Origin of the sequence: Cylindrospermopsis sp. CR12, assembly GCF_001432185.1 — a bacterium.
In the GTDB taxonomy this organism is placed as follows: Bacteria; Cyanobacteriota; Cyanobacteriia; order Cyanobacteriales; family Nostocaceae; genus Raphidiopsis; species Raphidiopsis raciborskii.
On record NZ_LMVE01000048.1, the window covers coordinates 126927 to 152775 of the forward strand.

24 protein-coding genes and 1 tRNA gene are annotated in these 25849 nt (G+C 41.0%); 10 read left to right on the plus strand and 15 right to left on the minus strand.

Annotated features, from left to right (window positions below; genetic code table 11):
- Positions 1 to 14: 14 nt before the first annotated feature.
- Together ASL19_RS07015 and ASL19_RS07020 are read right to left on the minus strand one after the other, a co-directional pair.
- Positions 15 to 1088 (minus strand): fatty acid desaturase, encoded by a 1074-nt coding sequence (locus ASL19_RS07015; protein ID WP_057177777.1) that lies wholly within the window; start codon positions 1086 to 1088, stop codon positions 15 to 17.
- A 404-nt stretch (positions 1089 to 1492) separates the two neighbouring features.
- Positions 1493 to 2314 carry an acyl-CoA desaturase gene (locus ASL19_RS07020; RefSeq protein ID WP_006275612.1) on the minus strand — a complete coding sequence of 274 codons (822 nt, stop codon included), beginning with the start codon at positions 2312 to 2314 and terminating at the stop codon, positions 1493 to 1495.
- Between the two features lie 87 nt (positions 2315 to 2401).
- On the opposite strand from ASL19_RS07020, the gene ASL19_RS07025 reads away from it, so the two are divergent.
- Complete coding sequence (locus ASL19_RS07025; RefSeq protein WP_057177778.1) at positions 2402 to 3631, plus strand: methionine gamma-lyase family protein; 1230 nt, start codon at positions 2402 to 2404, stop codon at positions 3629 to 3631.
- Here ASL19_RS07025 and ASL19_RS07030 read toward each other — a convergent pair.
- Positions 3628 to 4833, minus strand: coding sequence for a Coenzyme F420 hydrogenase/dehydrogenase, beta subunit C-terminal domain (locus ASL19_RS07030; protein WP_057177779.1), 1206 nt, complete (start codon positions 4831 to 4833; stop codon positions 3628 to 3630). The two genes, ASL19_RS07025 and ASL19_RS07030, sit on opposite strands and share 4 nt — an antisense overlap.
- A gap of 93 nt (positions 4834 to 4926) precedes the next feature.
- Positions 4927 to 5931: a phosphoribulokinase gene (locus ASL19_RS07035; RefSeq protein ID WP_006275609.1), complete on the minus strand. Its 1005-nt coding sequence runs from the start codon at positions 5929 to 5931 to the stop codon at positions 4927 to 4929.
- Between the two features lie 692 nt (positions 5932 to 6623).
- Here ASL19_RS07035 and petH point away from each other — a divergent pair.
- Together petH and ASL19_RS07045 are read left to right on the plus strand one after the other, a co-directional pair.
- Positions 6624 to 7931 carry a ferredoxin--NADP reductase gene (gene petH, locus ASL19_RS07040; RefSeq protein ID WP_040007861.1) on the plus strand — a complete coding sequence of 436 codons (1308 nt, stop codon included), beginning with the start codon at positions 6624 to 6626 and terminating at the stop codon, positions 7929 to 7931.
- A 109-nt stretch (positions 7932 to 8040) separates the two neighbouring features.
- Positions 8041 to 9330 carry a homoserine dehydrogenase gene (locus ASL19_RS07045; RefSeq protein ID WP_006275607.1) on the plus strand — a complete coding sequence of 430 codons (1290 nt, stop codon included), beginning with the start codon at positions 8041 to 8043 and terminating at the stop codon, positions 9328 to 9330.
- Between the two features lie 195 nt (positions 9331 to 9525).
- On the opposite strand, the gene ASL19_RS07050 is transcribed toward ASL19_RS07045, so the two are convergent.
- Entirely contained in the window at positions 9526 to 9963 is a 438-nt protein-coding gene (locus ASL19_RS07050; RefSeq protein WP_006275605.1) for a CAAD domain-containing protein, read from the minus strand.
- Between the two features lie 210 nt (positions 9964 to 10173).
- On the opposite strand from ASL19_RS07050, the gene pcrA reads away from it, so the two are divergent.
- Positions 10174 to 12501: a DNA helicase PcrA gene (gene pcrA, locus ASL19_RS07055; protein WP_057177830.1), complete on the plus strand. Its 2328-nt coding sequence runs from the start codon at positions 10174 to 10176 to the stop codon at positions 12499 to 12501.
- Positions 12502 to 12600: 99 nt separating this feature from the next.
- Here the strand turns inward: pcrA and crtB are convergent, their stop codons facing one another.
- Complete coding sequence (crtB, locus tag ASL19_RS07060) at positions 12601 to 13533, minus strand: 15-cis-phytoene synthase CrtB (protein WP_057177780.1); 933 nt, start codon at positions 13531 to 13533, stop codon at positions 12601 to 12603.
- Positions 13517 to 14929, minus strand: coding sequence for a 15-cis-phytoene desaturase (gene pds / locus ASL19_RS07065; protein WP_057177781.1), 1413 nt, complete (start codon positions 14927 to 14929; stop codon positions 13517 to 13519). The genes crtB and pds overlap by 17 nt, the downstream gene beginning before the upstream one ends.
- 122 nt (positions 14930 to 15051) lie before the next feature.
- On the opposite strand from pds, the gene nagZ reads away from it, so the two are divergent.
- The gene (gene nagZ, locus ASL19_RS07070) at positions 15052 to 16140 is read left to right on the plus strand and encodes a beta-N-acetylhexosaminidase (RefSeq protein WP_057177782.1); all 1089 of its coding nucleotides are present in this window, start codon (positions 15052 to 15054) and stop codon (positions 16138 to 16140) included.
- Between the two features lie 135 nt (positions 16141 to 16275).
- On the opposite strand, the gene ASL19_RS07075 is transcribed toward nagZ, so the two are convergent.
- The 5 genes from ASL19_RS07075 to glyA form a co-directional block, all read right to left on the minus strand.
- Positions 16276 to 16512, minus strand: a complete 237-nt coding sequence (locus tag ASL19_RS07075; protein WP_006275600.1) for a hypothetical protein — start codon at positions 16510 to 16512, stop codon at positions 16276 to 16278.
- A 164-nt stretch (positions 16513 to 16676) separates the two neighbouring features.
- Positions 16677 to 16748, minus strand: a tRNA-Lys gene (locus tag ASL19_RS07080).
- Positions 16749 to 16826: 78 nt separating this feature from the next.
- Positions 16827 to 17252: a hypothetical protein gene (locus tag ASL19_RS07085; RefSeq protein WP_057177783.1), complete on the minus strand. Its 426-nt coding sequence runs from the start codon at positions 17250 to 17252 to the stop codon at positions 16827 to 16829.
- Between the two features lie 320 nt (positions 17253 to 17572).
- A complete protein-coding gene (locus tag ASL19_RS07090; protein WP_006275598.1) occupies positions 17573 to 18823 on the minus strand; it encodes a competence/damage-inducible protein A in 1251 nt (416 codons plus the stop codon).
- A gap of 131 nt (positions 18824 to 18954) precedes the next feature.
- Entirely contained in the window at positions 18955 to 20238 is a 1284-nt protein-coding gene (gene glyA / locus ASL19_RS07095; protein WP_006275597.1) for a serine hydroxymethyltransferase, read from the minus strand.
- A gap of 162 nt (positions 20239 to 20400) precedes the next feature.
- Between glyA and ASL19_RS07100 the strand changes: the two genes are divergently transcribed.
- Positions 20401 to 20598, plus strand: coding sequence for a hypothetical protein (locus ASL19_RS07100; protein ID WP_057177784.1), 198 nt, complete (start codon positions 20401 to 20403; stop codon positions 20596 to 20598).
- A gap of 158 nt (positions 20599 to 20756) precedes the next feature.
- Positions 20757 to 21233 (plus strand): Tic20 family protein, encoded by a 477-nt coding sequence (locus tag ASL19_RS07105; protein WP_057177785.1) that lies wholly within the window; start codon positions 20757 to 20759, stop codon positions 21231 to 21233.
- A 10-nt stretch (positions 21234 to 21243) separates the two neighbouring features.
- On the opposite strand, the gene ASL19_RS07110 is transcribed toward ASL19_RS07105, so the two are convergent.
- Positions 21244 to 22023 carry a fumarylacetoacetate hydrolase family protein gene (locus ASL19_RS07110; protein WP_057177831.1) on the minus strand — a complete coding sequence of 260 codons (780 nt, stop codon included), beginning with the start codon at positions 22021 to 22023 and terminating at the stop codon, positions 21244 to 21246.
- Between the two features lie 158 nt (positions 22024 to 22181).
- Here ASL19_RS07110 and rpsF point away from each other — a divergent pair, with 158 nt between their 5' ends.
- Both rpsF and ASL19_RS07120 read left to right on the plus strand, forming a co-directional pair.
- Positions 22182 to 22508 carry a 30S ribosomal protein S6 gene (gene rpsF / locus ASL19_RS07115; RefSeq protein ID WP_057177786.1) on the plus strand — a complete coding sequence of 109 codons (327 nt, stop codon included), beginning with the start codon at positions 22182 to 22184 and terminating at the stop codon, positions 22506 to 22508.
- 116 nt (positions 22509 to 22624) lie between these two features.
- Positions 22625 to 23140 (plus strand): Npun_F5560 family protein, encoded by a 516-nt coding sequence (locus ASL19_RS07120; RefSeq protein WP_006275592.1) that lies wholly within the window; start codon positions 22625 to 22627, stop codon positions 23138 to 23140.
- Between the two features lie 148 nt (positions 23141 to 23288).
- Here ASL19_RS07120 and ASL19_RS07125 read toward each other — a convergent pair whose 3' ends face one another.
- Positions 23289 to 23636 carry an STAS domain-containing protein gene (locus ASL19_RS07125; RefSeq protein ID WP_057177832.1) on the minus strand — a complete coding sequence of 116 codons (348 nt, stop codon included), beginning with the start codon at positions 23634 to 23636 and terminating at the stop codon, positions 23289 to 23291.
- A 307-nt stretch (positions 23637 to 23943) separates the two neighbouring features.
- Between ASL19_RS07125 and ASL19_RS07130 the strand changes: the two genes are divergently transcribed.
- Positions 23944 to 24570, plus strand: a complete 627-nt coding sequence (locus tag ASL19_RS07130) for a DedA family protein (protein WP_057177787.1) — start codon at positions 23944 to 23946, stop codon at positions 24568 to 24570.
- Positions 24571 to 24619: 49 nt separating this feature from the next.
- Here ASL19_RS07130 and ASL19_RS07135 read toward each other — a convergent pair whose 3' ends face one another.
- On the minus strand, positions 24620 to 25822 hold the full coding sequence (locus tag ASL19_RS07135; protein WP_057177788.1) for an argininosuccinate synthase: 1203 nt from the start codon (positions 25820 to 25822) through the stop codon (positions 24620 to 24622).
- Between the last annotated feature and the right edge of the window lie 27 nt (positions 25823 to 25849).

The following is a 25849-nucleotide window of genomic DNA, read 5'->3' on the forward strand; positions in this document are numbered from 1 at the left end:
AACTCATTTGGGGGTTATTTGCGAGTGGGTTGTTTTTGGGCGTAATACTCGTCAAAGGTGATGTAACCAATGTCCGTTTGATAAAGTTGACACTCGTTAGTAATTTTCTTCATTAAATTCCAGGAAAACTTACATTCTTTATGAAGAAATGGTCGCCAATTTTGCTTGATGCTTTTGTAAGCTGACCGTAGATTATAGGAAGGAATTGCCGTAGAAATATGATGGGGAACATGAACATTGATATCATGACAGAGTATCTCTACCCAGCGAGGATAATCACAGTGAATTGTCCCAAACAATTGGGCTAAGGCCTCATTCCATTTATCTGCTGTTTTAAAGGGAACATCTGCGGTTGTATGGTGAACAATGGTAAATGTGCTCATCCAAAAATGATAAACCATCCAGGGGATAAACCAAAACTTAATAAAGCCCCATAACCCAGTAGTGAATATCAATGTTGGGAAAACTATGATGGCAAAAGCTATCACCACACCTACAGATAACTTGACACTAGCTCGGTCTTTTCTCTGGAATTTACCAGGGTTAAAATGAACTACTGCCCAGTGCCCAATAGAACCTATCCACCACAGGCGCTTGCGTATGAATAATTCAAATGCGGACTGTCGGACTTTCCCCCAATTTGCAAAAACTTCTACTCTTATGGGATGCCACGCATTGTCTTCTTCCAGTTTATTGGTATGTTTATGGTGGTAATTATGTTTAATTCTCCAACTGTGAAACGGATAAATTAAAGGCATCATGAACAGGTGCCCAACCAAGTCATTTACCCAACGACGGTTAGCAAAGGAACGATGTCCACAGTCATGACCTATAACAAAAAACCCTGTTAAAGCAGTCCCCGTGAAAATCCATGCTATGGGTAAAAGAAACCAGGGAGAAATTGCCAGAAAATAATAGCCTAACCCAACTGTGGTTAAACTGATGATGGCCGTAGTCCATGCTTTACGTCTATTCTTCTGAAAACATTCCTTGGGTAGACTTTTGATAATGTGTTTGAATTTGACCTCGTCCTCACCCAGGGTGGGATAAACGATATTTTCCTGGTCTTTAATAAGTGATGTAGTCATGAACACCTGAGAAACAACCAATGTAAATACGCTGGCAAAATTATTTTACAGCAGATAAGTTAATTTTTGCCACTTTAAGTAATTATATTATAGCCATACCAAATAAATTAATTTTCGTTTTCTAATTTTCCCTCGACGACAATTCTCAACGGGAAATTCTCAAATTTAAAATCCCAAAAATCCCAAATCTGAAATTTCTGATAACCCAGCTAAAATCCAAATTTACTAACAAAAAGCCAATAGTTTCATGACCTCAAAACTATTGACATGAGACCTAAATTATGGTTCAAGTAGGGAGGCAAAATTATTTGTAGGATGGTTCGAGGGACGAGACCCATGCGGGCGTTGGGTTTCATACTTCAACCCAACCTACGTTGATCTTATGTTTAATTCCACCCACCCACTTACGCTTTTCTCGGCGCTAGTTTAATATTTGTAGCTAGACCCAGAACTTGTAGCAGTTGAATGGTCATCCACGTTAGGTCAATTTCCCACCATTCCAATCCATGACGAGCTGAATACTGAAAGGCATGGTGATTATTATGCCACCCTTCACCAAAAACTAGAACCGCCACCCACCAGCAGTTAGTCGACCTATCTCCGGATTCAGGATAAGTACGATATCCAAATTTATGGGTAGCACTATTAACTAGCCATGTACAGTGATAAACCCAAACTATGCGAGCAAAAATGCCCCAAACTACAAAAGACCATCCGCCTAACATTAATAGGAACAGACCTAGGAAGAGCTGGATAGGAATGAAATATTTTTGCAAGAACTGATAAACTCTGTCCTCCGCAATATCTTTTGTAAAGCGGGGAATTTGAGCATGTGCGGGAGAATGGAAAATTAACCAACCAATATGACTCCACCAGAAACCTTTGTTGGAATCATGAGGATCTTCTTGGGTGTCAGAGTGTAAATGATGAATACGATGTGTTCCTACCCACTCAATAGGACCTCCTTGGCAAGCAAGAGTACCACACAAGGCTAAAAAATACTCTAACCATTTTGGACTTTGAAAACTACGATGGGTAATCAGACGGTGAAAACCCAGGGTAATCCCCAAACCACCAGTAACCCAGTAGAGTAATAATGCCACACCAACTGCTGTCCAGCTAAAGTTACCGGGAATAAAAGCAAATAGGGCACCGATGTGCAGGAAGATGAAAAACAGGGTGTTCACCCAGTTGATTTGATGTTTAGTTGAAGTAGCAATTGTCATGCAGTAACCTTGATAGGAATTGTCCAGACTAATATGCCCGATTGAAGAATCTGCATATTCTTAAATGTTTTTTTGAATGAGGAAACAATGAACAACTTAGAACAGCTGCGAGCAGCAGAACGGGTACTATTAGAAATTTTTTATGGTATTGACGCTCAGGTCAAGCATAATCTTCAAAGAGTCTTGAACGCCTTTCGTGATCATCATCTGGGATCACACCATTTCGCAGGCGTGAGCGGGTATGGACACGATGATTTAGGAAGGGATACATTGGATCAAGTCTTTGCTCAGGTCATGGGAGCTGAGTCAGCTTTGGTGAGAGTACAGATTGTGTCAGGTACTCACGCGATCGCCTGTGCGCTTTATGGGGTACTCCGTCCTGGGGATGAGATGTTGGCAGTGGTTGGTTCTCCCTACGATACACTGGAGGAGGTCATTGGTTTGCGAGGGCAAAATCAAGGCTCCCTGATTGATTTTGGCATAAAATATCGCCAACTGGAACTAACAGACCAGGGAAAAATAAATTGGCAGAAATTAAGCACTGCCATCCAGCAAAACACCCGGTTAGTCTTGATTCAAAGATCCTGTGGATATTCCTGGCGTTCTAGTCTTTCTATTGATGAAATAAAAAGGGTAGTTGAGATAGTTAAACAACAAAACCCCCGGACAATCTGTTTTGTAGATAACTGTTACGGCGAATTTATTGATACTAGGGAACCCACCCATGTAGGGGTGGATCTCATGGCTGGGTCACTCATCAAAAATCCCGGTGGCACAATTGTTACAGCAGGAGGTTACATAGCGGGCAAAGCTGATCTGGTGGAAGCAGCAGCTTGTAGACTGACTGCTCCTGGTATTGGTAGTGCGGGAGGAGCAACTTTCGATCAAAATCGGTTATTATTCCAGGGATTATTTTTAGCACCTCAAATGGTGGGGGAAGCCATGAAGGGAACATATCTTACTGGTTACGTATTTGATAAACTAGGATATCCTGTTAATCCCCCACCCCTAGCACCCCGGGGAGATGTGATTCAAGCTGTTAAACTGGGTTCGGCCAAAAAACTCCTTGCCTTTTGTAAGGCCATTCAACAGTCTTCTCCTGTTGGTTCCTATTTGGATCCGGTTCCCGATGCTATGCCAGGTTATGAAAGTCAGGTGGTTATGGCGGGGGGAACTTTCATTGAGGGCAGCACTCTGGAGTTATCTGCTGATGGTCCGTTAAGGGAGCCTTATATTGTATATTGCCAAGGTGGTACTCATTGGACTCATGTTTCATTAGCTCTACAAGCAGCTATGGAAGCAGTAGGAGAATTTTAGTCAGTTTCTGGTAAATTATACTGGGCTACAATCCGCTTAGCAAACTCGGGGACGTGGGCTTCTAGTTTTTGAGGATGATGGCGCTTGACGTATAAATAATTTCTGGCAAAGTGAGAATCTATGGAAAACTTTCCGTATTCTAAACCTTTGGGCCCAATTCTATCTATCACGATTCCCATTAATTGGGCTACCCACATCGGCAATGTCACTGCCTCATCGTAGGCTTTTATTCCCTGCTGTACAGCAGGTTGACGGTTACCTTGAGACATGACTGGTTGAATTTCTAGTTGTTCCTTCACCAGATCTAACATTTGCTTGCCTGTATCATTTCTAACAACTATCCATTGCCAGGGATAGGGTGCACCCATATACCCCACCACTAGATCTGCTAGGGAGTTAACATAATCAAAGCAACTCATACAGGACGGGGCAAATATATCCTTGAGGATGTTGGTTTTTAAACCGAAGAAGGGCACTTTTTCTTCCGACCCGTCTTCATGTTTAAAATGTACACGAAAGTCCTGCATAAACTCGTAACTAACAACCGTTCCAGGAGAACGACTAGTAGTTTCTAAAAATTTTTGCAGTCCGGCTCTAGTAACATTATCCACACACGGTGTACCCAGAACATAGAGTTTTTCCAGTCCCAGTTGTTTTTCTACTGCACGCAAGGCTTGAATTTGACAACCTACTCCAATAACCAATAGCTTTTTCATCCCTGATTGCTCAATTTCCTCTAAAACCGAGAGATTGGGTGAAAGGGTAGGTTTATTGACCTTAGCAGCTAGTATGGCTTCAGGAGTGCGCGCAATAATGGGCATGGGTTGAAAGCGATCTTCTTGGCTATTCTGCACGCAGACAACCCCTTCTACTAAACCACGATTTAACATTTCTATAGCTATGGTACTCACAATTCCTGTCCATTGGGCACCAACGATAGGTAATTGTTTCCGAGCTGCCATCATCTCTTGATGTACACCAAAGTAAAGCTCATTTTCTTTATCTAGATCTCGACAACGCTGATGAGTATTTACTTCTAACTCCTCTATTCTTTGAGTTATAAAAGCACAAGCTTCTTTAACGTAGTGGATATAGTAAGTGTCACACAGTCCACATTCGCTACAAAGTTCCTTAGCTGGACGACGACTACCAGGTTTCAGTGCTTTTGACTTTTTGTGCTTATTAGAGTTTATATTAGTCATAACTTTTACTTATTAATTACATTAATTACTAGATATGAAAAAGGGGTTCACCCGGTAGATGTTCCCCTTTTGAGTTTACCAACATGGCAAAATTTAGGCTTTCACTGCTAATTTTGCTTCCTTAGCTGTCAAAATTTCGTAAACAGAGCGCATTTTTAACCCGGTTAAGACTTGGAATAAACCAGTGCCATTATTAGAACCAGGATATTCACGATGCTGCAACAACAAGTGGGTCATTTCACCAATGTATTTAGTGGATGTATTGCTCAGATGTTTTTCCACATAGATTACTTCATCTAAATTATCAAACTGGCCATCTACTTCCAAAACAGAAACATAGCGACCATAATAAACATCAGAACCGTAGTACATTTGCATGCCAGGATAGGAACAGGTTAACTTCCTTCCACAAGGAGTCCATTGGATGGTTGAACCTTCATCAAATAGGTAAACCGGTGCAAATCCCTCTTTACCCTCTTTTTGCAGCATTCTTACCCGCAGAACCTTGCGCTCAGTGTCGTTTTTGATTAAGTTTGTAGGCAACACCTGTAAAACTACATCGGCAAATTCTCTTTGAGGCTCAATGAACTTATCAAAGTCGGGCTTGCGAGAGTTAATTTGAGCTAAAACATCTTCATATCTATGACCACGCTCTGCCATGTCTCTCTGAATCTTCCAGGCAATTTTTACCTCATCGCTGATATCAAAATAAACACTGAAATCTAAAAGGGAGCGCACTCTTTCATCATATAAAGGATGCAAACCTTCAACCACAATAATGTGATTAGGTTTAATTCGTTCCGGCGGATCAATCATGCCGGTCTCATGGTTGTAAATTGGTTTATCAACAGCATAGCCTTCTTTCAGAGCTTTAATTTGCTCGTACATGAGATCGAAGTTATTAGCTCTAGGATCTAAGGCAGTAATACCAGTTTCTTTACGTTGTTTGCGGTCTAAGCAGTGATAGTCATCTAAACAGATCACTGTCATAAAATCTTCACCGAACAGGTCAATCAAACGGCGCAAAAACGTAGATTTGCCGCATCCTGAGTCCCCTGCTACTCCAATTAATACTACCCTTTCCGGTTTACCTGTCATAAATCTCCTCTCAATACTAATTGAAATGACTAAACAAAATATTTTTTCTCACAACAGATTTTTGCAGTTAGGAGTTTGTTTACCTGGGAGGTAATATCACTACCGTCACAAAAAAAGCATATCAGACTATTGATCCACCCCCCGCGATAAACAAAAAAATGAAAAAAACCTATTTTGTAATCAAATTGGCTGTTAAAGTTGCTAAATCAGTGTACTAATCATATTTGAACATATATCTGGTACTTCTTGGCAAACATTTTAGTCATGGGGATCGCCAGATGGCTAGAGCTATACAATAGCCGAAATTTACTAAAAAATAACAACTAAGAAGATTTAATTAAATTGCTTTACGACTAACATTCTTTCAAGGACACATCATCTATCTTAAAAGATACGCTGGTATGTTCTTTAACTTCTTGGTTCACCTTAACCGATACCTCTTATTGTAGCATTGTGTCAGTTAGCAGTTATTAGTTACTAAGCACAGCAATACACAAACTGGCAAATTTAACAATTATCTAGTTTATGTATTATTAAGCGACAGTAAAAAAACTAATAGCTGATAACCGTTAATGATGTGGTTTTCCCAGACAGTCAGTTTTGTGCAACGAAAATCCGGTAAACTGAAAGCTGATAATGTGATGGGAATTATTTTTGATAAACGGTTAGTGAATATTGGAGTGGTAGAACGAATGAACAATCAAGGTCCTGTTGAGGGTGCTGCCAATATGGAATCAGGTAGCCGTGTCTTCGTATACGAAGTGGTGGGTCTGCGTCAGAACCAGGAATCTGACCAAACGAACTACCCAATTCGCAAAAGTGGCAGTGTATTCATCAGAGTACCTTACAACCGCATGAATCAAGAAATGCGAAGAATTACACGTCTGGGTGGCAAAATTGTTAGTATTTACCCGGTATCGGTTTTAGAGCAGGGTGCTAATCGAACTCTTCTCACCAATACTGAGATTGATCTCAGCAACCCAGCACCCGTAGGTGTTGAGACAAAACAGAACACAATACCAGCTACTAGTAGCGAAGCTCAAGGTTTTGCTAAACCACCAGCTAAGGATAAAAAAGGCGACACCATGACCCAAGCGAAAACTAAACACGCTGATGTTCCCGTGAACACTTATCGTCCTAACGCTCCCTTTATTGGCAAGTGTATTTCCAATGAAACCTTAGTTAAAGAAGGCGGAATAGGTAAGGTTCAACATCTTAAATTTGACCTTTCTGGTAGCCAACTCAAGTATATAGAAGGTCAAAGTATCGGTATTATCCCCCCCGGTGTTGACAAAAACGGTAAGCCAGAAAAACTCAGACTCTATTCAATCGCTTCTACACGTCACGGTGATAATGTGGATGACACAACAATATCACTCTGTGTGCGTCAACTGGAATATAAACACCCGCAAACTGGAGAAACAGTATATGGTGTTTGCTCTACCTATCTAACTGACCTTAAACCAGGTGATGATGTAAAAATTACCGGTCCCGTAGGTAAGGAAATGTTGCTACCTGATAACACTGATGCTAATGTAATTATGTTGGCAACGGGTACGGGTATTGCTCCTATGCGAGCCTATTTATGGCGGATGTTCAAGGATGCAGAAAGATCTGTTAACTCACAATACCAGTTTAACGGATTTGCTTGGCTATTGTTCGGTGTACCCACTACTCCTAATATTTTATATAAGGAGGAACTGGAAGAAATGCAAGCTCAATATCCCAATAACTTCCGTCTTACCTATGCTATCAGTCGGGAACAAAACAATCCTGAAGGTGGTAGGATGTATATCCAAGACCGTGTAGCAGAAAACGCTAATGAACTGTGGCAACTGATCAAGAACCCCAAAACTCATACGTATATTTGCGGGTTGCGTGGTATGGAAGATGGCATTGATGCTGCTTTGTCTAAAGCCGCTGCTCAAGAGGGTGTCACTTGGAGTGATTATCAAAAGGCAATCAAAAAAGAAGGACGTTGGCATGTAGAAACCTATTAATCTACTCTTGACTTTGTTTCTCAATTTTTGTCTGCAAGTTTGTAGGTGGGGTTCCATCCCACCTACAATTGTTTTATGTGTGTTTTGTATATAATAGGATGCCAAATCCGTGGGTGTAAAATTAGGAATCTTAGGATTGGGTACGGTGGGAACTGGAACTGTACAACTGTTACAGGACTTGCAAGGTCGTCACCCACTGTTACAGGAAGTGGAAATATGTCGTATAGGTGTGCGATCGCCAGACAAATCACGCCCAGTGACCTTACCCCAAGAAATCCTCAGTGGGGATTTATCAGCTATTGTCAATGACCCTCAGATAGATATCATTGTTGAGCTGATGGGTGGATTGGAACCCGCGCGATCGCTTATTCTGGAGGCTATTAAAAATGGTAAACATGTAGTAACAGCAAACAAAGCTGTTATTTCACGATTTGGAGAAGAAATATTTAATGCTGCCAATGCTGCTGGTGTATATGTTATGTTTGAAGCTGCTGTAGCTGGTGGCATTCCCGTAATTAAAACCTTAAAGCAGTCTTTAAGTGTTAACAAGGTTCATAGTATTATTGGTATTGTGAATGGCACTACCAATTACATTCTCACGAGGATGCAGACGGAAGGGAGTGAACTAGAAGAAGTCCTAGCTGATGCACAAAAACTGGGATATGCGGAAGCGGATCCAACTGCTGACATTGATGGTTTAGACGCTGGGGATAAGATTGCTATTTTAGCTTCATTGGGGTTTGGAGAGAGAATTAACTTACAAGATGTTTATTGTGAAGGGATTCGTCAAGTCACGAAAACAGACATTATCTACGCTGGCAAATTAGGATTTGTGATTAAACTGCTAGCCATTGCCAAAAATCAAACAGATGACAAATCCCAGTTGTCAGTGAGAGTTCACCCTACCCTAGTTTCTCAAACCCACCCCCTAGCTAGTATCAATGGTGTTTACAATGCGATTTTAGTGGAGGGGGAACCCATAGGTCAAGTGATGTTTTTCGGTCCGGGAGCGGGTGCTGGTCCGACGGGGAGTGCAGTTTGTTCAGATATCTTAAATCTAGTAGCAACAATCAAGACTAATACTGCTCAAGCTAATCCACTCTTATCCTGTAGACATAAGGAGTATTGTCACATAGCCCCCATATCCCAACTAGTTACCCGGTTTTATGCTCGATTTCTGACTAAAGACCACCCAGGGGTCATTGGTAAATTGGGGACTTGCTTTGGTAAATACCAAGTAAGTTTAGAATCTGTGGTGCAAACTGGTTTTCAGGGGGAAATGGCAGAAATTGTTGTTGTTACCCACGATGTCAAAGAAGGGGATTTCAGACAATCCTTAGAGGAAATCCACACCATGGAAGCCATAGATAGCATCCCTAGCATTTTACGGGTGCTTTAGCCTAGGTCTTAAAAATCTATATTAAACCGACCAAACTTAGGGACTTGACATTTATTATGTAGAAGTGGTACTTAATGATAAGCTCATATACCACTCCTACATACCCAGCTACTGTTATATGGGCTTTTGCAATACTTTGCCGCAAAACTTCTAATGCAATTTGTGCAGCAAGCATTCAAATGCGTTTTCTAATGGTTAGTCTTGCCCAAAAACTTGTGATTTTAAAGTGTCAATTTCACTTGTGAGTTCCTCTCTGGTAGAAGCTTTGAGTAAATAGCGATACACAAACCAACCAGAGTAGCCAATGCCAATTAGCTCAAAAGTGGGAGCTACCAAAGGAATATCATTTAAGGAATCTAGCACAGCCAGTATGACCTTAACAGTTACTCCAGCAGTCACGATTAATCCCAGGGTAAGAAGTGGTTGTTTATACTTGTCAAGCAACCCAACTAGATATTCTGGCAGCGTCCCTAAAAAGTTAGAAACCTCCTGACCGTATTTAAGCCACTGTTCCTGAGATTTGGGCGGGGATTGGAGTTTAGTTATAGTCCCCGTTTGAGTACTAAGATCTGGAATAGGAGTTTCCTTGGTTTTGGTTTCTGTGTATTGTGGTTCTTGCATTTCGACTTCCATAACTTTCAAATTTGGGTTTGCTAATTCGTATAATTATGACAACAATATCGTTGATTAGGCAATGGATTAAGATCTACTCATAGTTATTTCAAAGGTAACGGTTAAACATAGTTCTGCTTTTTGCAGCTGGACTTAATCACAAGGTTTTCAATCAAATTAGACTTGTCTAACTAGTAAAACTTAATTCTTAGTAAACTAACAAATATGCATATAAACACAAATAATGACTTTACTAGTCAGCTCAACTTTAGCCAGCGCATAGCAGTTGAGCATTATTGCGGTCCCTTACTAGTTGTTGCTGGTGCAGGTTCAGGTAAAACCCGCGCTCTAACCTATAGGATTGCTAATTTAATTTTACAAAACCGTGTGCACCCCGAAAACATTTTAGCAGTAACTTTCACCAATAAAGCTGCAAGGGAAATGAAAGACCGGATCCAAAGATTATTCGCGGATCAATTTGCCATAAATCAATATGGTCAGAAATTAGATTTATTGCCCGCACAACAACAAAGCGAGGTCATATCCAGTGTTTACCGTACCTACATTAAAAACATCTGGTGTGGAACCTTCCATAGTTTATTTTCCCGGATTTTGAGGTTTGATGTTGAAAAATATCAAGACGAAAAGGGTCGACACTGGCAGAAGAACTTTTCTATCTTTGATGAATCTGATGTACAAACTTTAATTAAAGAAATTGTCACAAAACAACTTAACCTAGACAGTAAAAAGTTCGACCCTAAATCCGTTAGGTATGCCATTAGTAATGCTAAAAACCAAGGTTTATCACCACGAGAATTTGAAGAGCAACAACCTAACTATCGTGGTCGAGTAATTGGGGAAGTTTATAACCTTTATCAAGATCAATTAGCGGCCAATAACAGTTTAGATTTTGATGACTTAATTCTAGTTCCCACTAGACTATTTGGGCAAAATGAGCAAGTTTTGGGCTATTGGCATAACAAGTTCCGTCATATTTTAGTAGATGAATATCAGGACACCAATCGGACTCAATATGAACTACTACGTTTATTAGTTACGAATGGTGAATGTCGCAAAAACCAATGGAATTGGGACAATCGTTCCGTGTTTGTGGTTGGTGATGCAGACCAGTCAATTTATAGTTTTAGGATGGCTGATTTTACCATTCTATTGGAGTTTCAACAGGATTTTGGAGATGGTTTAGATGATGATGACACCAGGACTATGGTGAAACTAGAGGAAAACTATCGCTCCTGTGAAAATATTCTGCAAGCTGCTAATGAACTGATTGAAAATAATACCGAACGCATTGATAAAATCCTCAAACCTACGCGAGATGTGGGCGAGTCTATTTATTTTCATAAAGCCGATGATGAAGTCGCTGAAGCAGATTTTGTTATCAATCAAATTCGGAATTTAACAACTAATAACCCTGATATTAATTGGGGAAGTTTTGCCATTCTCTATCGCACTAATGCCCAATCTCGACCCTTTGAGGAACTGCTGGTAAAATATCAAATCCCCTACACCGTGGTGGGAGGCATGAAGTTTTATGACCGAAAGGAAATCAAAGATGTTATTGCCTATTTAAGAGCAATTAATAATCCCGCAGATACAGTAAGTTTATTAAGGGTCATTAATACTCCTCGACGAGGTATCGGCAAGTCTACTATAGACGTTTTGATTAATGCTTCCCAACAATTGGGTACTACCCTGTGGGAGATATTGAGTGATGAAACTTCTGTAAACACCTTGACCGGACGTGCGGCAAAATCTGTAACTAGTTTTACTAGCATGATTAAAAAATGGCAAACTACTCAAGTTCCTGCATCAGAAGTCTTGGAAGGAATTCTGGAAGATTCTGGGTACCTCCGGGATTTAATGGACCAGGGAACAGATGAAGCTGATAATAGAATCAGTAATGTTAAGGAACTATATAATGCTGTATCCCAGTTCCAAGACGAAAACAAGGGCAGTGATATTTCTTTACAAGCATTTTTGCAAAGTGCAGCATTAAGTTCAGATTTAGACGATTTAAGCGAAACCAGGGATGTGGTTTCTCTGATGACCTTGCACGCTTCTAAGGGGTTGGAGTTCCCCATAGTGTTTTTAGTTGGTTTAGAGCAGGGACTATTTCCCGGTTATCGTTCTCTACAAGATCCTAAAGCTTTAGAAGAAGAAAGAAGATTATGTTATGTGGGAATCACCCGTACCCAAGAGCGATTGTACCTGTCCCATGCCAGAGAAAGAAGGTTATATGGCTCTAGAGAACCAGCATTACCATCACAATTTCTGGGAGAACTACCCCAGCACCTATTAACCACTAAGTCAAAAATCCGTGCTGCTAGGTCTACTAAATCCACAACAATCACGCCAGAAACTTCTGGAGAAACTAACAACTGGCGTGTTGGTGAACAAGTACTGCACAAAGCTTTTGGCAAAGGTGTAATTACTCATGTTTTTGGCAGTGATGAAAAAATATCCCTGGCAATTAAATTTACCAGTTTGGGTCAAAAAATTATCGATCCCAAGGTAGCACAACTGCAGAAAATAAACTAAACCAGCTTAGACCAGCAAATTAGGGAATGGGCATGCAATCAGTTTAACAGGAAGTTATTCTCACCGTCATACTTGTCCCATTCCAATTGTTAGTAAATGTCACAACACTTGCGATCGCATCCAAGCCAAAGGCAAGGTACTGATCTTTTGCAGTTGAGGAACGTAAGCACGTTGGTTAAACACCTGATAGTCATTACGCTCTATCACATCCAGAATTTTTCCATAGAGCATAGAAGCAGCCCAAACTGGCCAGCGAGCATCCTGGGCCAGATAGCTAATGCCACGGTCAGCCTTGGTATAAAATTCTCGAGCGCGTTTAATCTGGAATCGCATGAGAGAACGCCAACGGTCATCCAAAACGCCCTGTAATAGCTCTTCTGGAGAATAGCTGAATTTTTTCAAGTCTTCCAAGGGTATATAGATCCTACCACGACGAGCGTCTTCACCCACATCCCTGAGAATATTGGTTAACTGATTAGCTATACCCAATGCGATCGCTTCCTCAACGGGCAAATAAGGTTGTATATCTCGATACCAAGGAGCAGAATAAACATTAGTATCTACACCCATAATAGCAGTTGACATCAAACCAACAGTACCCGCCACACGATAGCAGTAGAGATATAAATCCTCAAAAGTTTCATAACGACTGCGATAGAGATCCATGCGCTGTCCAGCAATCATATCCCTAAAGGGTTGAATTTCCAGGGGAAAGTGCTGGAGAGTATCAACCAGGGCCACATCATAATTATCCAATGGGCAACCAGCAAAAATAGAATCTAACTGGGTTTCCCACTGGGCGAGAGTTTCTGGAGTAGTTTTAGTGGCCGCAGGGCCATCAACTAGTTCATCTGTACGGCGACACCAAGCGTATATTGCCCAAACAGATTGACGCTTTGTCGGACTCATCAACAGGGTACCCAAGTAGAAGGTTTTAGCATACTTGGCTGTAAGTTCCTGACAAAGTTTATAGGACTCATGGACAGAGACCAGGGTTTTCATGCGCGGAGGGGAATCAGGCAGTTGCAGCATTCTTTGCAGGCGGTCGATTTAGCGTTGGGATATGGGAGATAGCCTGGGCTGTCAGTTTACCGGAAAGTACGGCCCCTTCCATGCTGCCTAAATAACGTTGCATGGTGTAACTCCCACTTAGAAAGAAATTAGTGATGGGAGTTTTTTGGGGTGGACGATACTTTTGACGACCGGGGGTTGCTTTGTAAACTGAACGGGGGGTTTTCACCACGTGAGATTTCAGCAGTTTGGCTGGTTCCTCTCCTCCAAAGTGGTGAGGAAAGAGCTTTTGTAACTCAGTCATTGTCGCTGATACTATTTCCTCGTCAGACTTATCAATCCAATCTTGGGCTGGAGCTAGAACTAGTTCCAACATTGATCGATCAGGATTAGAATATTCACGACAAGTGTTGCTCATATCAGCATAGACACTAAGTAATGGTGACCGAGAAAAAAGTAGGTGATCAATATCCGTCAATTTTTGATCAAACCATAAATGGAGATTAATTACCGGGACACCTTCCAAACCTTCCAGCTTTTGGAAAAATTCCATTTGTCGCCAAGGTTCTGGTAACATGACCTTTAGAGGATCAACGGACATAGCGGAAACGTAAAAATCAGCTGTAATGACCTCATCAGGTTTTCCATCTAACCCGCGTAACAGAAAGCCCCCAACGGTTCCATCAGGATTGAGCAAAATCTCTTTTAAAGGAGCATTAAGTCTGACCTCACCTCCCTTTTTAGTAATATAATCCACAATAGGTTGACAAAGCCTTTCCGTGGGAGATCCGTCCAAAAAGGCGATTTTGGAGCCATATCGTTCCTGTAAAAACCGATTAAGGGCAGTCAGTAAAATTGTGGAAGAAACCTCATCTGGGTTGATAAAGGTCAAAGCCTTAGAGGCAGCAATAAATACATCACTGACCACTCTTTCACCTATACCTTGTCTTTTTAACCATTCAGCAAAGCTGTATTTATCCATTTCCTCCACATATTCTTGACCTCGGACTATAGCGGGCAACAAACCAACAGCAAAACGAAGTTTTTGTTCCCATGTCAACATATCATTGTTACGTAGAATCGAGACAATGATATTAAAAGGTGAAGGAATATCAGGAACATCAAATCGTGATAGCGTTCCAGGCTTATCGGGTTGGTTAAAAATCAGCGTGTGTTGTTTCCACTGAAGTCTGTCCTCAATGCCCAATTCCTTGAGCAGTTGTAGCATGTTGGGATATGCCCCGAAAAAGGCGTGTAAACCGGTTTCATACCAGTCACCATCGGAGTCTTTCCAGGCCGCTACTAGACCACCCAATACATCCCTACGCTCCAAGACAATGGGGATGTAACCTGCATCTACTAGATATTTTGCGCAGGAAAGTCCTGCTAGACCAGCACCGGCGATGACTACTCGCATTTAACCCTACTGTTTTCAATATTTCTTAATTGTTTTGACGTTTTCATTATACTTTGCATTCTGTTACATTTAACCTGGCTTGGGGAAAAAGTCCCGTTGCATCCCCATGTTTTTAGCAATCCATGTCCCAACATCTACAGCAATTTGGTAATCATTTAATTCTCGGAGTTTCCGGTACAACTCTCACGGATGATGACAAACGGGTACTAAGCGATTTAAAACCCGTTGGTGTGATTTTTTTCGCCAAAAACTTTCTCGATGGTACACCCTATCCCATTTGGTTAGAAGAGTTCAAAAAACTACTTATTGATATTCGTGAATATACTGAGCGAGAATTACTATTTACAGCCCTAGACCATGAGGGTGGAAAGGTAATTAGAACGCCATTACCTATCACGCGGTTCCCCGTTGCTCATTTAGTTAGATCTCGAGCATATCAAGTAGCAAAAGCCACTGGATTAGAATTGAGATCTTTAGGGATCAACCTTTCTTTTGCTCCCGTGGCGGATGTTTTTTCTAATCCTCAAAACCCTGTGATTGGTTTACGTGCTTTTGGTCAAACTGCTGACTTGGCTGGAGAAAACGCTAAAGAGTACTATCGTGGACTCAAGGAATCGGGTATTCTTGGTTGTGCTAAACATTTTCCTGGTCATGGAGATACTAGTCAAGACTCTCATCTGGAGTTACCAATCTTGAATTTGAGTTTAGAAGATTTAAAGAATCGAGAGTTAATACCTTTTGAAATTCTTATTCAGGAACAAATACCACTGATGATGACAGCGCACATACTGTTTCCACAAATTGACCCGGATCTCCCAGCTACAATATCAACTACTATTCTTCATCAGATTTTAAGACAGGAATTGAATTTTTCTGGAGTAGTGGTTTCCGATGACTTAGATATGAAAGCGGTTGCAGATATGTTTGTTTATCCTGAAACAGTAGCACGCGCTTTTAATGCTGGGTGTGATTTATTTTTAGTTTCTCGCAATATAAGCTCTTCATCCATTGAAAAAACCTATAAAGTAGCTGAAAATTTCATTTCTTGTTTGCACAATGGTTCTCTAACCCCATCGGTAATAGAAAACTCCCATAACAGAATTGCCCAACTATTAACTAAAACCCCCCAATATGAGGTTTTTCCCCTAGAAAAACAGATATTAGTTGACCATGCAGAACTTGCTATCAACTGTTGTTTTGATCTTAATTGAATAAATAGACCCTGGAACCACTTTTGTAGTTTCAGGGTCTATAGGTTAAGCAATTGGACTAAGAGCAATATGAATGTTAATTATCAAGTTAGGAACGAAAAACTCAGGACTCAACAAGGCGAAGACCCTAATCGACTAGCTTCTCCAACCTTCGTACTGTGCTAATAAGGCTTCTTTACTGGTTATTTCACCAATTCCTGGAGGTGCTAAATAAGCTACCCCCAACGCTTGCAAATATCTATCACGATTGAACAGTACCGCGCCTTCTTCAACGGTTTTATCAATCATTTCCGCGCCTCCATTGATATCAGCAGCAGCTTCAGCTTGGATAGGGGTCAACAGGTCATCCACCATACCTTTGAAGTTTAACATCCGATTTTCTCCAAAATTTGCTTAACTTAATAATGCTGATTGAGACATTATCTAATATAATGACCCAACTCATCATTTACTAACATGGTAGATTTCACATTTGGGAATTACATCCGGAATATTAGATCTAGTTCAGGTAATATATAGCAATCTGATTTATTCAGTGGGTGACCTGAGATTCGAACTCAGAACCAGCGGATTAAGAGTCCGATGCTCTACCGTTGAGCTAGTCACCCCAACTGAAAAATCATGATAACAGAGTTTTGACTTTAGATCCAGTGGTACAGTCAAAAAACTGGATCAATCTGTGAGTTTTAGAGAGAATAGAAAGCACTAAGACCCCTATAGGTTATCTGTTTAGCACTTAATCGAGTGAATTCACTAACAGACGGATTGCCGTAGGGATCGATTACACCCGATACTTGCTTCCACAGATCCATAGGAGCTGGAGAAATTTCATATATACCATTATTAGACTGACGCACGTAATACCATTTTTTTTCTTGACACTCTGGACACCAAAATGCCTCCAACCACTCTCCTTGAATAGTCACAGCTGTGTATTGAGATATTACTAAAGAAGCAGTACGACGACCAAAACCTCTTTTTTGTAACTGACCTGGTTTATCCGCAAAAAGTCTATATTTTTGACTGACGCTGTCAAGGTAACAATCATGAATGGGACAGTATATAGCCCTTCTTCTGGAACGGTTCCGATTCTTATCACACCTTCTTTGCACTTGGTCCTCGCTCAATTAATTTGATACAAAAAGTCACAAGCAGATAAATTTGGTAGTTGTTGTTATATAATTACCAGGTTTTCCTGTTTACCAACCATGGGTGTTTATAGAATCATTAGGGGAAACCACCAGTGATATCAAAACTTTCGACATTTTCTATAGCAATCAACTTCATAATTTTAATTAGGTATGTAATAAGAACTGTTTGAGAGTAACACGAATGATGCAACATTTTCACCTTAAAAAAATTAAGTCTTAACAAAACTTAATGAGTTGATTGTGGCATGGCGAGGAACAAGACCAATCGAGTAAGTAAAAGTTTACACAGTCAAGAGCAGACGACGGAGATGGTCTAAAGCATTAGCAGCAGCTAGGTAACGGACTAGAGTACGAGACCTCATGGTTCCGAATCTACATTCGTAGCTATGTACCTGATGATTAGGACCTGAAATGCCAATGTACACCAAACCTATGGGTTTGGTCTCACTACCCCCAGTTGGTCCAGCAATACCTGTAATACTTAACCCCCAGGTAGTTCCTAAACTATTTTTCACACCAATAGCCATTTTTTGGGCAACCACAGGACTCACAGCACCAAATTGGTCTAAATCCCCAGGATCAACTCCTAATAATCTCACTTTTACCGAATTATCATAAGCAATCACTCCCCCCCAAAAGTAATCTGAACTACCGGGAATTTCCGTCAGCATTTGTCCCACTCCTCCACCAGTGCAAGACTCAGCTACTGACAAACTTGTTCCCGAAAGACGCAGCAATTTACCAACAACAGATGCTAATGTTTCCCCATCAACCCCATAATAGTCCAGTCCACCAATTTCTTTAAGTTTCTTTTCTACGGGGGCAATTATCTCTTCTGCGGCCACAGTATCCGGTGCTTTGGCACAAATTCTCAGTCTTACTTCTCCTTTACCCGCATAGGGAGCAACCGTGGGGTTAGATAAACTCAGGTAATCAGAAACCTTTTCCGCAAGGACTGATTCACCCACACCCCAGAATTTTAAACTGCGACTGTAGATAATTTCCTTTCCCCAACCTTGACTTTTGAGGAAAGGTACTGCTGTATCTTGCCACATTTGGTGCATTTCGCTGGGAACACCTGGAAAGGTTAAAATCGTCAGGTTTGGTCTAGGTTGCCAAATTATACCCGGTGCAGTTCCCGTGAGATTGGGTAAAACTTGGGCCCCTTGCGGAATTAAGGCCTGTTTACGGTTACTGGGAGACATTACTCTTCCTCTTTGGCTGAATTTCTCCCTAATATCCTCAATTATTTCTGGGTCTTCAATCAGGGGAACGCCAAAGTAATCAGCTATGGTCTCACAGGTTAAATCATCTGGTGTGGGACCTAGTCCACCAGTAAAAATTAGAATTTCTACCCTGGAAGCAGCAATTTCAATTACTGTTTTAAGTCTTTCTGGGTTATCTCCCACTACTGTTTGATAGTAGTGGGGAACACCTAGCTGTGCCAGTTGCTGGGCAATAAATTGGGCGTTACTGTTGAGGATATCTCCTAACAGTAATTCTGTACCAACACAAATAATTTCCGCGCTCATGTTTGGGAATATGGGAATATAAGGATATTAATTGACCGTTTACACAGGTCTTAGAAAATTGACTTCTCCCCGCTCTAAAGAGACGGGGATTCATTAGAACTAGTCCAAATATTGTCGATACTTTAATATCACTATACTAACGCGGCACTGGGCAGTTCTAAGTGTGGGTATAAAGGAAAGCGATCGCACAGTGCGGCTACCCGCTGTTTACAATCCCTGCCAACTATCTGGGACTCTGGATCAAGCAGGCGATCGCTAATTATGTTTGCAATTTCAGTAAAGTCTACTACATTTAGACCTCTCGTGGTCATAGCTGGGGAACCCAGTCTCAAACCACTGGTAACAAATGGTGACTCTGAGTCGAAGGGAACTGTATTTTTATTAGCTGTGATATTAACACCACTCAATAACTGGTCTGCCTTTTTACCTGTCATGCCAATAGACCGTAAATCTACTAGTACAAGATGATTATCTGTACCGTTAGACACCAATTTTAGTCCCCTATTTTGTAGTTGATTAGCCAGGGCACGAGCATTAGCAATTACCTGACCGGAATAGGTTTTGAACTCGGATTTTAATGCTTCTCCAAAGGCCACCGCCTTACCAGCAATCACATGTTCTAGAGGGCCACCTTGAGTGCCAGGGAAAACCGACTTATCCAGCTTTTTACCTAGTTCTCCATCCCGGGTTAAAATCAAACCTCCCCTGGGACCCCGCAGAGTTTTATGGGTTGTGGTTGTGACTACATCACAGTAAGGAAGGGGATTGGGATGATGACCTGTGGCAACCAAACCTGCTATGTGGGCTATATCTGCCAATAAGTATGCTCCTACCTCATCCGCTATGCTACGGAATTTTTCAAAGTCAATAATTCTAGGATAGGCGGAATAACCACAAATGAGCAGTTTAGGACGTTCTTTAATTACTAAGTCACGAATTTGGTCATAATCTAACTGTTCTGTTTCTTTACTGACCCCATAGTGACATACTTTAAACCATTTACCAGAAACATTAACTGGTGAGCCGTGGGTTAGGTGTCCACCATGGGACAAATCCATGCCCATAATGGTGTCTCCCGGTTGCAACAAGGTGAGGAATACAGCAAAGTTCGCTTGGGCACCGGAGTGAGGCTGCACGTTAGCATGGGCAGCACCAAATAGTTCTTTAGCTCTGTCAATAGCTACCTGTTCAATTTCATCAACAAATTCACAACCACCATAATATCTTTTACCAGGTAAACCTTCTGCGTATTTGTTAGTTAGTACAGAACCCTGCGCAGCCAAAACAGCTGCGGAGGTAAAATTTTCACTAGCAATCAATTCTAAGTGATCTCTTTGCCGTTGTAGTTCTTGGTTGATTAAATTACTAATAGTAGGGTCAACAGATTTGAGAATTTCTGAGTTGGTCTTATTCACAATAATTATCCTTATAATTACCCCTTAATCGTACTACCAAAACCTCACCACCTATGGATGGGTGCGACAACCCCGAGATTTTTTCATACATTACAATTATAGTATACAATAGGAACGGGTGCGAAAAAATTTCCTTTTCTTTAATCTTACTATCGTGTGGCAATGTTAGTCATTTTAACAGACGATCAGATCTTTGCCCCGGAGCAAGTTTGTCAATCTTGCTTACTTGCTGATAATAGCGGTCAACCCCGTTGGCACGAAGGTAGGTTACGTTGTGGTCAAGCTGTAAAAAAGTGTACAGAACACCAAGCGGAACAGTATGAATGTGTAATGGGCTTTAGACTGGCTAATATTCCTTAATAAGATTTTATCAATCGAGGGGTACGGATTGTTATTCTTAATATCCCAATGTCCCAATCTTAAAAGATTGCTAAAAGAAATTATGCCACAACCATAAGTTGGCATAAGATTATCAAAGTCAACATAATTATCAAAATTGCAGCACGGGAGAAATCACAATGTCTTGGCGCGGATCCACTACTATTCCTGACAGAATCTTTGCCTGTTTACCCTATTTACTACCCTTAGTTGATAGTCTGGCTTTCAGCGGGTTTTTAGTGCAACAGTTTCCCATCCTGGGAATAGTCTTGTTACCAATATTACCAATTGCTACGGTTTATCAGGCATCCGGGTATGGTCAAATCCTAGTGTTTTTTGCCCTGTTCTTCTTTGTAGTCAGAAATGAAAAAATTAACCACTTTATTCGCTTTAATGCCATGCAGGCGATCCTCTTAGACATTATCATATTTTTATCTTCCATACTACTAAGAGTATTTGGGACTCTTCCCAGCAGCGATTTTGCAGTGCAGATCTTGGAAAATACCATATTTTTAGGGATATTCGCCTGTGTTGTCTATTCCGTATTTCAGTCCTTAAATGGTCGCTATCCAGAAATACCAGCTATTTCAGAAGCAGTTCACATTCAAGTTCGTTAGTACCGGGCTATTAACTATATCTGGCAACAACTATATTTTCTAATCTGCCAATTCCTTCAATTTCTACGGACACGCGATCGCCCAAATTTAACGGACCTATACCGGATGGAGTTCCAGTCAGGATTACATCACCCGGTATGAGGGTCATAACTTGACTAATATAAGAAACTAAGATATCGGGAGGGAAGACCATTTGATCAATAGAAGCAGATTGAACAGGGTGAGACTGGTCATTCAGAAAGGTTTGTAATCTAGCACCGGGATTTAATTCCCGGACAATCCAAGGACCTAGAGGGCAAAAGGTGTCAAAACCCTTAGCTCTAGTCCATTGAGAGTCCTTACCTTGTAAGTCGCGAGCAGTAACATCATTAGCAATGGTATAACCCCAAATCTTGCTTTGAGCCTCCTGTGGCGAACAATCACAAGTGCGATCGCCAATAACCAGTGCTAACTCACCCTCATAGTCTACCCGTTGTGACTGACGGGGATATTTAATTTCCATCCCCGAAGCAATGACAGTGGTGGGTGGTTTCAAAAAAATTAGGGGTTCACAGGGAACAGATCCACCCATTTCAGCTGCGTGGTCAACATAATTCTTACCCACAGCAACAACCTTATAAGGCAAACAGGGAGCCAGTAATTGATATTTACCCGGTTCCAAAATCAAACCCGTCGGTTCTCCCTCCAACCAAGGGGGACCATCTAAAACTATCACACTCAGGGATATTTCTAGTGACCCGTAGTAAATCCTTCCTTCCTGACTTTTAACTCGCACGTACCGTTGTGCCATAATTTCTGCCATAATTTGGGTTAGACAATGGAACTGAAAACTGCTACAATTGTAATTCCTTGTTGCTTCGGATGTGGAATGGTTGGTAACCTATCAGGTTACTCTACACACATACCTACATCAGCAGCCTTTGTTGTCCATAAGGGAACTAACAATACATGACTACAGTTTACGAAACAACCTACATTCTCCGTCCTGATTTGGGAGACGATCAGGTAGACCAGGCCATAGTTAAATACCAAAACCTGTTGAACGAACAGGGCGCAGAGAATTTGGAGATTCAAAATCGTGGCAAGCGTCGTCTTGCTTACGAAATAAATCGCCATCGTGATGGTGTCTATGTCCAGTTTAACTATACAGCTCCTGCAGGTGCTATTGCTGTTTTTGAGCGTAGTATGCGTCTAAATGAAGATGTTATCCGTTACCTAACTGTTAAACAGGAAGTTAAAACTACAGCGCCCGATAGCGAAGCATTGCCAGCTTAACCACCAATAGTACTTGTACTAAAACTCGGTTGCTCTCACCTGAGCAACCTTGACCTAATGAGAAATATAAGTACATATTTTAACAACCTAAACAACTTATAGAGATATAACCCACCGTGACTGAATCCGAGAATCCCAACATCCAAGAGCTTGCTACGGAAGTGTTGCAGTTGCGTCAAGACCTGCAACTGAGAGATCAATTGGTGCAGCAGTTATCCCAAGAACTATTTCGACTGGTCAAAGGTAATCATACTTTTATCCCTGAGCAAAAAGAGTTAAAGGGTAATGTGGGACAAATAACCGCACTGCAGCAACAACTGCAAGCTATGGAAGAGCAAGTAACATTTTATCAGGAACAAATTTCTGTCCGCGATACCGAAATTCGCCAGCTAAGACAGTCAGTGCAAGAACTAACTGATCGTAGTCGCATGTTGGAGCAGGTGGTACAGGAGCTACCACAAATTTATAGTCAAAAATTTGAAGAAAGAATTAACCCATTGCAGGAAAAAATAGCCATGCTGGAAAAGGAAAATGGACAACTCCAAGCAGAATTACAAAGCGTTAGTTACAGACTTGCTCTAAAAAGCCGAAATTCAACCCATAGTGGCATAGACTTACCAAATTTCCCCTAGGGTTGTGCAAAACCTTAAATTGTTTTTAAATTTTCATAGACACAGTCCATAACGCCTACAGTATAGTACGCGTCATGGACTAGCTCCGTAGTAACTGGATAGGGCTATAGGTTGTGCTCAATTAAACTTTGGATGATTATAATATATCCTAGAATGTAGTAGAAACTAAACTAGGAGTAGAATCGGGTATATGGTAATTGTTAACTATCTCAAACACAGAATCTAGGTGAGTTAGTTCTAATACTAGCCTAACGGGAGCTTGTACATTGCAAATCACCAAACGGCAACCGCTTTCACGCACCGTTTTCAGTGCTTGAACCAGGGGAACTAAACCCGAGCTATCCATAAAATCAACCTTAGCTAAATCCATAACCCATAGCTGATCTGGCTGGGGGGTAATTTTAGCCATCTTTTCACTTAGGTCAGTACCAACTTGTAAGTTAATGCTTCCTTGAGGTTGGAACAAAATCACTTGGCGTTCTTGTGTAAGAGTCATGATTTTAACTGGATAATTGAACGGGAGAGTTGAAATGTTCACTAGAGACACTCTATTATACATCAATTACAACTCCTGATCAACAGTATTTATACTGTTTTCTAAGGGTTATAACATCCAAATCAAAAATGAATCCGATCAGGTATAAATTTTGATTTCAAACTTAATTTCTCATAGTATAGGCATAAAAATTGCCAAATTTCAGTAGCAAACTTAACAATTATAAAATTGGCAGACCGTGCAAAAATTTGAACATCAATTAAAAAGTATTCTAAAATATGGAACTGTATAAAGTTGGTGGTGTTGAATGTCTTTGGAATTATTTTCACTGGAAAAAATCCAAGAATTTGCCCAAACCTACGGTTACTGGGCGGTTTTCGTGGGGATTTTGCTAGAAAATTTGGGCATTCCTCTACCTGGTGAAACCCTAACCTTGGTCGGAGGTTTCTTAGCCGGTAGTGATGAGCTTAATTACTGGCTAGTTTTGGGTGATGCTGTTACAGGTGCTGTAATTGGCGGTATCTGTGGTTATTGGATTGGTAGGCTTGGTGGTTGGTCATTACTAGTAAAAGCGGGAAAGATATTTCGTATATCTGAAGAGCGACTAGTTAGTATTAAAGATCAATTTAGTGAAAATGCTGGTAAAACCGTGTTTTTTGGTAGATTTTTTGCCTTATTGAGGATTTTCGCTTCCCCCTTAGCTGGTATTGCGGAAATGCCATTTGGCAAATTTTTAGTATATAACTTAGCTGGTGCTTCCGCTTGGGCCAGTATAATGGTCACCCTAGCATTTTTTGCTGGGAAAATAGTTTCTTTAGAACAGTTGGTGGCTTGGGTGAGTCAGTTTGCCCTATTGGCTTTACTGATACTGGTTTTAGTGATTGTACTCCCCATTTGGTGGGAGTCACGTCAAGTTAAACATTTAGGCGAGTAGGCAACAAGGTGATGGGAGATTATATCTCTATCACCTGCTGTCCTATTTACTAATCCCTATTGTATTGGGCCCAAATTCGGGTTGGTAAACCCCAAACATAAATGAATCCTTCCGCAGCTTTGTGATCAAATTGATCCTCCGCGCCGTAAGTTGCTAAATCTGGTGTATACAGAGTATTTTCACTGCAACGTCCCACTATAGTAGCATTGCCCTTAAACAGTTTTAGACGTACTACTCCAGAAACTCGGATTTGTGTTTGCTGTATAAAAGCATCTATAGCATTTTTTAATGGACTATACCAAAGTCCATTATATACGAGCTTAGTATAAGTTTCTTCAAGACCACGCTTGTACTGTGTCACATCAGCAGTCAGAGTCAGACTTTCTAAATCTCGATGAGCATTGATTAATACCACCATAGCTGGTGATTCATAAATTTCCCGCGATTTAATTCCCACCAGTCTATTTTCAATCATATCAATACGTCCAATACCATGATTGCCAACTATGGTGTTGATTTCTTGAATTAGCTGTACTGGTGTTTTGACAGTTCCATTAATAGCAACGGGAATGCCCTTTTCAAAGCCAATTTCCAGATATTCCGGTTCATTGGGAGCATCAGCTACGGCTTTAGTCATTTCATAAATTTCCTCGGGCGGTTCATTAGCCGGGTCTTCTAATATACCAGCTTCTATACTCCGACCCAGTAGATTTTTGTCAATACTATAGGGGGAGGATTTTTTCACAGGTGCTGGAATACCGAATTTTTCACCGTAGGCAATGGTTTGTTCCCTACTCATTCCCCATTCTCTAGCAGGTGCCAGAATCTTTAACTTGGGGTTCAGTGCAGTGCAGGAAACATCAAAGCGAACTTGATCATTACCTTTGCCAGTACAACCATGAGCGATCGCATCTGCACCATACTTTTCGGCAGTTTCTACTAGTACCTTAGCAATTAATGGTCTAGCGAGAGCTGTTCCCAGAGGATAGCGATTTTCATAGAGAGCATTAGCTTGAATCGCGGGAAATGCGTAGTCTTGGACAAAACTTTCTTTAACATCTGCTACCAATGATTCACTGGCACCGGATTTTAAGGCCTTTTCTTTGACTGGCTCTAATTCGTCTCCCTGACCTAAATCTGCTGCTAGGGTAATAACTTCTTCCACTCCCCACTCGTGTTGCAGGTAGGGGATACAAACGGAGGTGTCTACCCCACCGGAGTATGCTAAAACAACCTTTTTGGCGCGACCCATTAATTTCTCCAGTTAGAACAACATTGA

Coding starts and splice junctions, on each gene's coding strand:
- ASL19_RS07050 (WP_006275605.1), bottom strand. CDS start 9,963: ATGGAAGTCGAAATGCAAGAACCACAATACACAGAAACCAAAACCAAG.
- ASL19_RS07130 (WP_057177787.1), top strand. CDS start 23,944: ATGTCTTTGGAATTATTTTCACTGGAAAAAATCCAAGAATTTGCCCAA.
- ASL19_RS07075 (WP_006275600.1), bottom strand. CDS start 16,512: ATGTTAAACTTCAAAGGTATGGTGGATGACCTGTTGACCCCTATCCAA.
- pds (WP_057177781.1), bottom strand. CDS start 14,929: ATGCGAGTAGTCATCGCCGGTGCTGGTCTAGCAGGACTTTCCTGCGCA.
- ASL19_RS07035 (WP_006275609.1), bottom strand. CDS start 5,931: ATGACAGGTAAACCGGAAAGGGTAGTATTAATTGGAGTAGCAGGGGAC.
- rpsF (WP_057177786.1), top strand. CDS start 22,182: ATGACTACAGTTTACGAAACAACCTACATTCTCCGTCCTGATTTGGGA.
- ASL19_RS07090 (WP_006275598.1), bottom strand. CDS start 18,823: ATGAGCGCGGAAATTATTTGTGTTGGTACAGAATTACTGTTAGGAGAT.
- ASL19_RS07020 (WP_006275612.1), bottom strand. CDS start 2,314: ATGACAATTGCTACTTCAACTAAACATCAAATCAACTGGGTGAACACC.
- petH (WP_040007861.1), top strand. CDS start 6,624: ATGAACAATCAAGGTCCTGTTGAGGGTGCTGCCAATATGGAATCAGGT.
- crtB (WP_057177780.1), bottom strand. CDS start 13,533: ATGCTGCAACTGCCTGATTCCCCTCCGCGCATGAAAACCCTGGTCTCT.
- nagZ (WP_057177782.1), top strand. CDS start 15,052: ATGTCCCAACATCTACAGCAATTTGGTAATCATTTAATTCTCGGAGTT.
- ASL19_RS07025 (WP_057177778.1), top strand. CDS start 2,402: ATGAACAACTTAGAACAGCTGCGAGCAGCAGAACGGGTACTATTAGAA.
- ASL19_RS07125 (WP_057177832.1), bottom strand. CDS start 23,636: ATGACTCTTACACAAGAACGCCAAGTGATTTTGTTCCAACCTCAAGGA.
- ASL19_RS07015 (WP_057177777.1), bottom strand. CDS start 1,088: ATGACTACATCACTTATTAAAGACCAGGAAAATATCGTTTATCCCACC.
- ASL19_RS07135 (WP_057177788.1), bottom strand. CDS start 25,822: ATGGGTCGCGCCAAAAAGGTTGTTTTAGCATACTCCGGTGGGGTAGAC.
- ASL19_RS07110 (WP_057177831.1), bottom strand. CDS start 22,023: ATGGCACAACGGTACGTGCGAGTTAAAAGTCAGGAAGGAAGGATTTAC.
- ASL19_RS07030 (WP_057177779.1), bottom strand. CDS start 4,833: ATGACTAATATAAACTCTAATAAGCACAAAAAGTCAAAAGCACTGAAA.
- ASL19_RS07105 (WP_057177785.1), top strand. CDS start 20,757: ATGTCTTGGCGCGGATCCACTACTATTCCTGACAGAATCTTTGCCTGT.
- ASL19_RS07100 (WP_057177784.1), top strand. CDS start 20,401: ATGTTAGTCATTTTAACAGACGATCAGATCTTTGCCCCGGAGCAAGTT.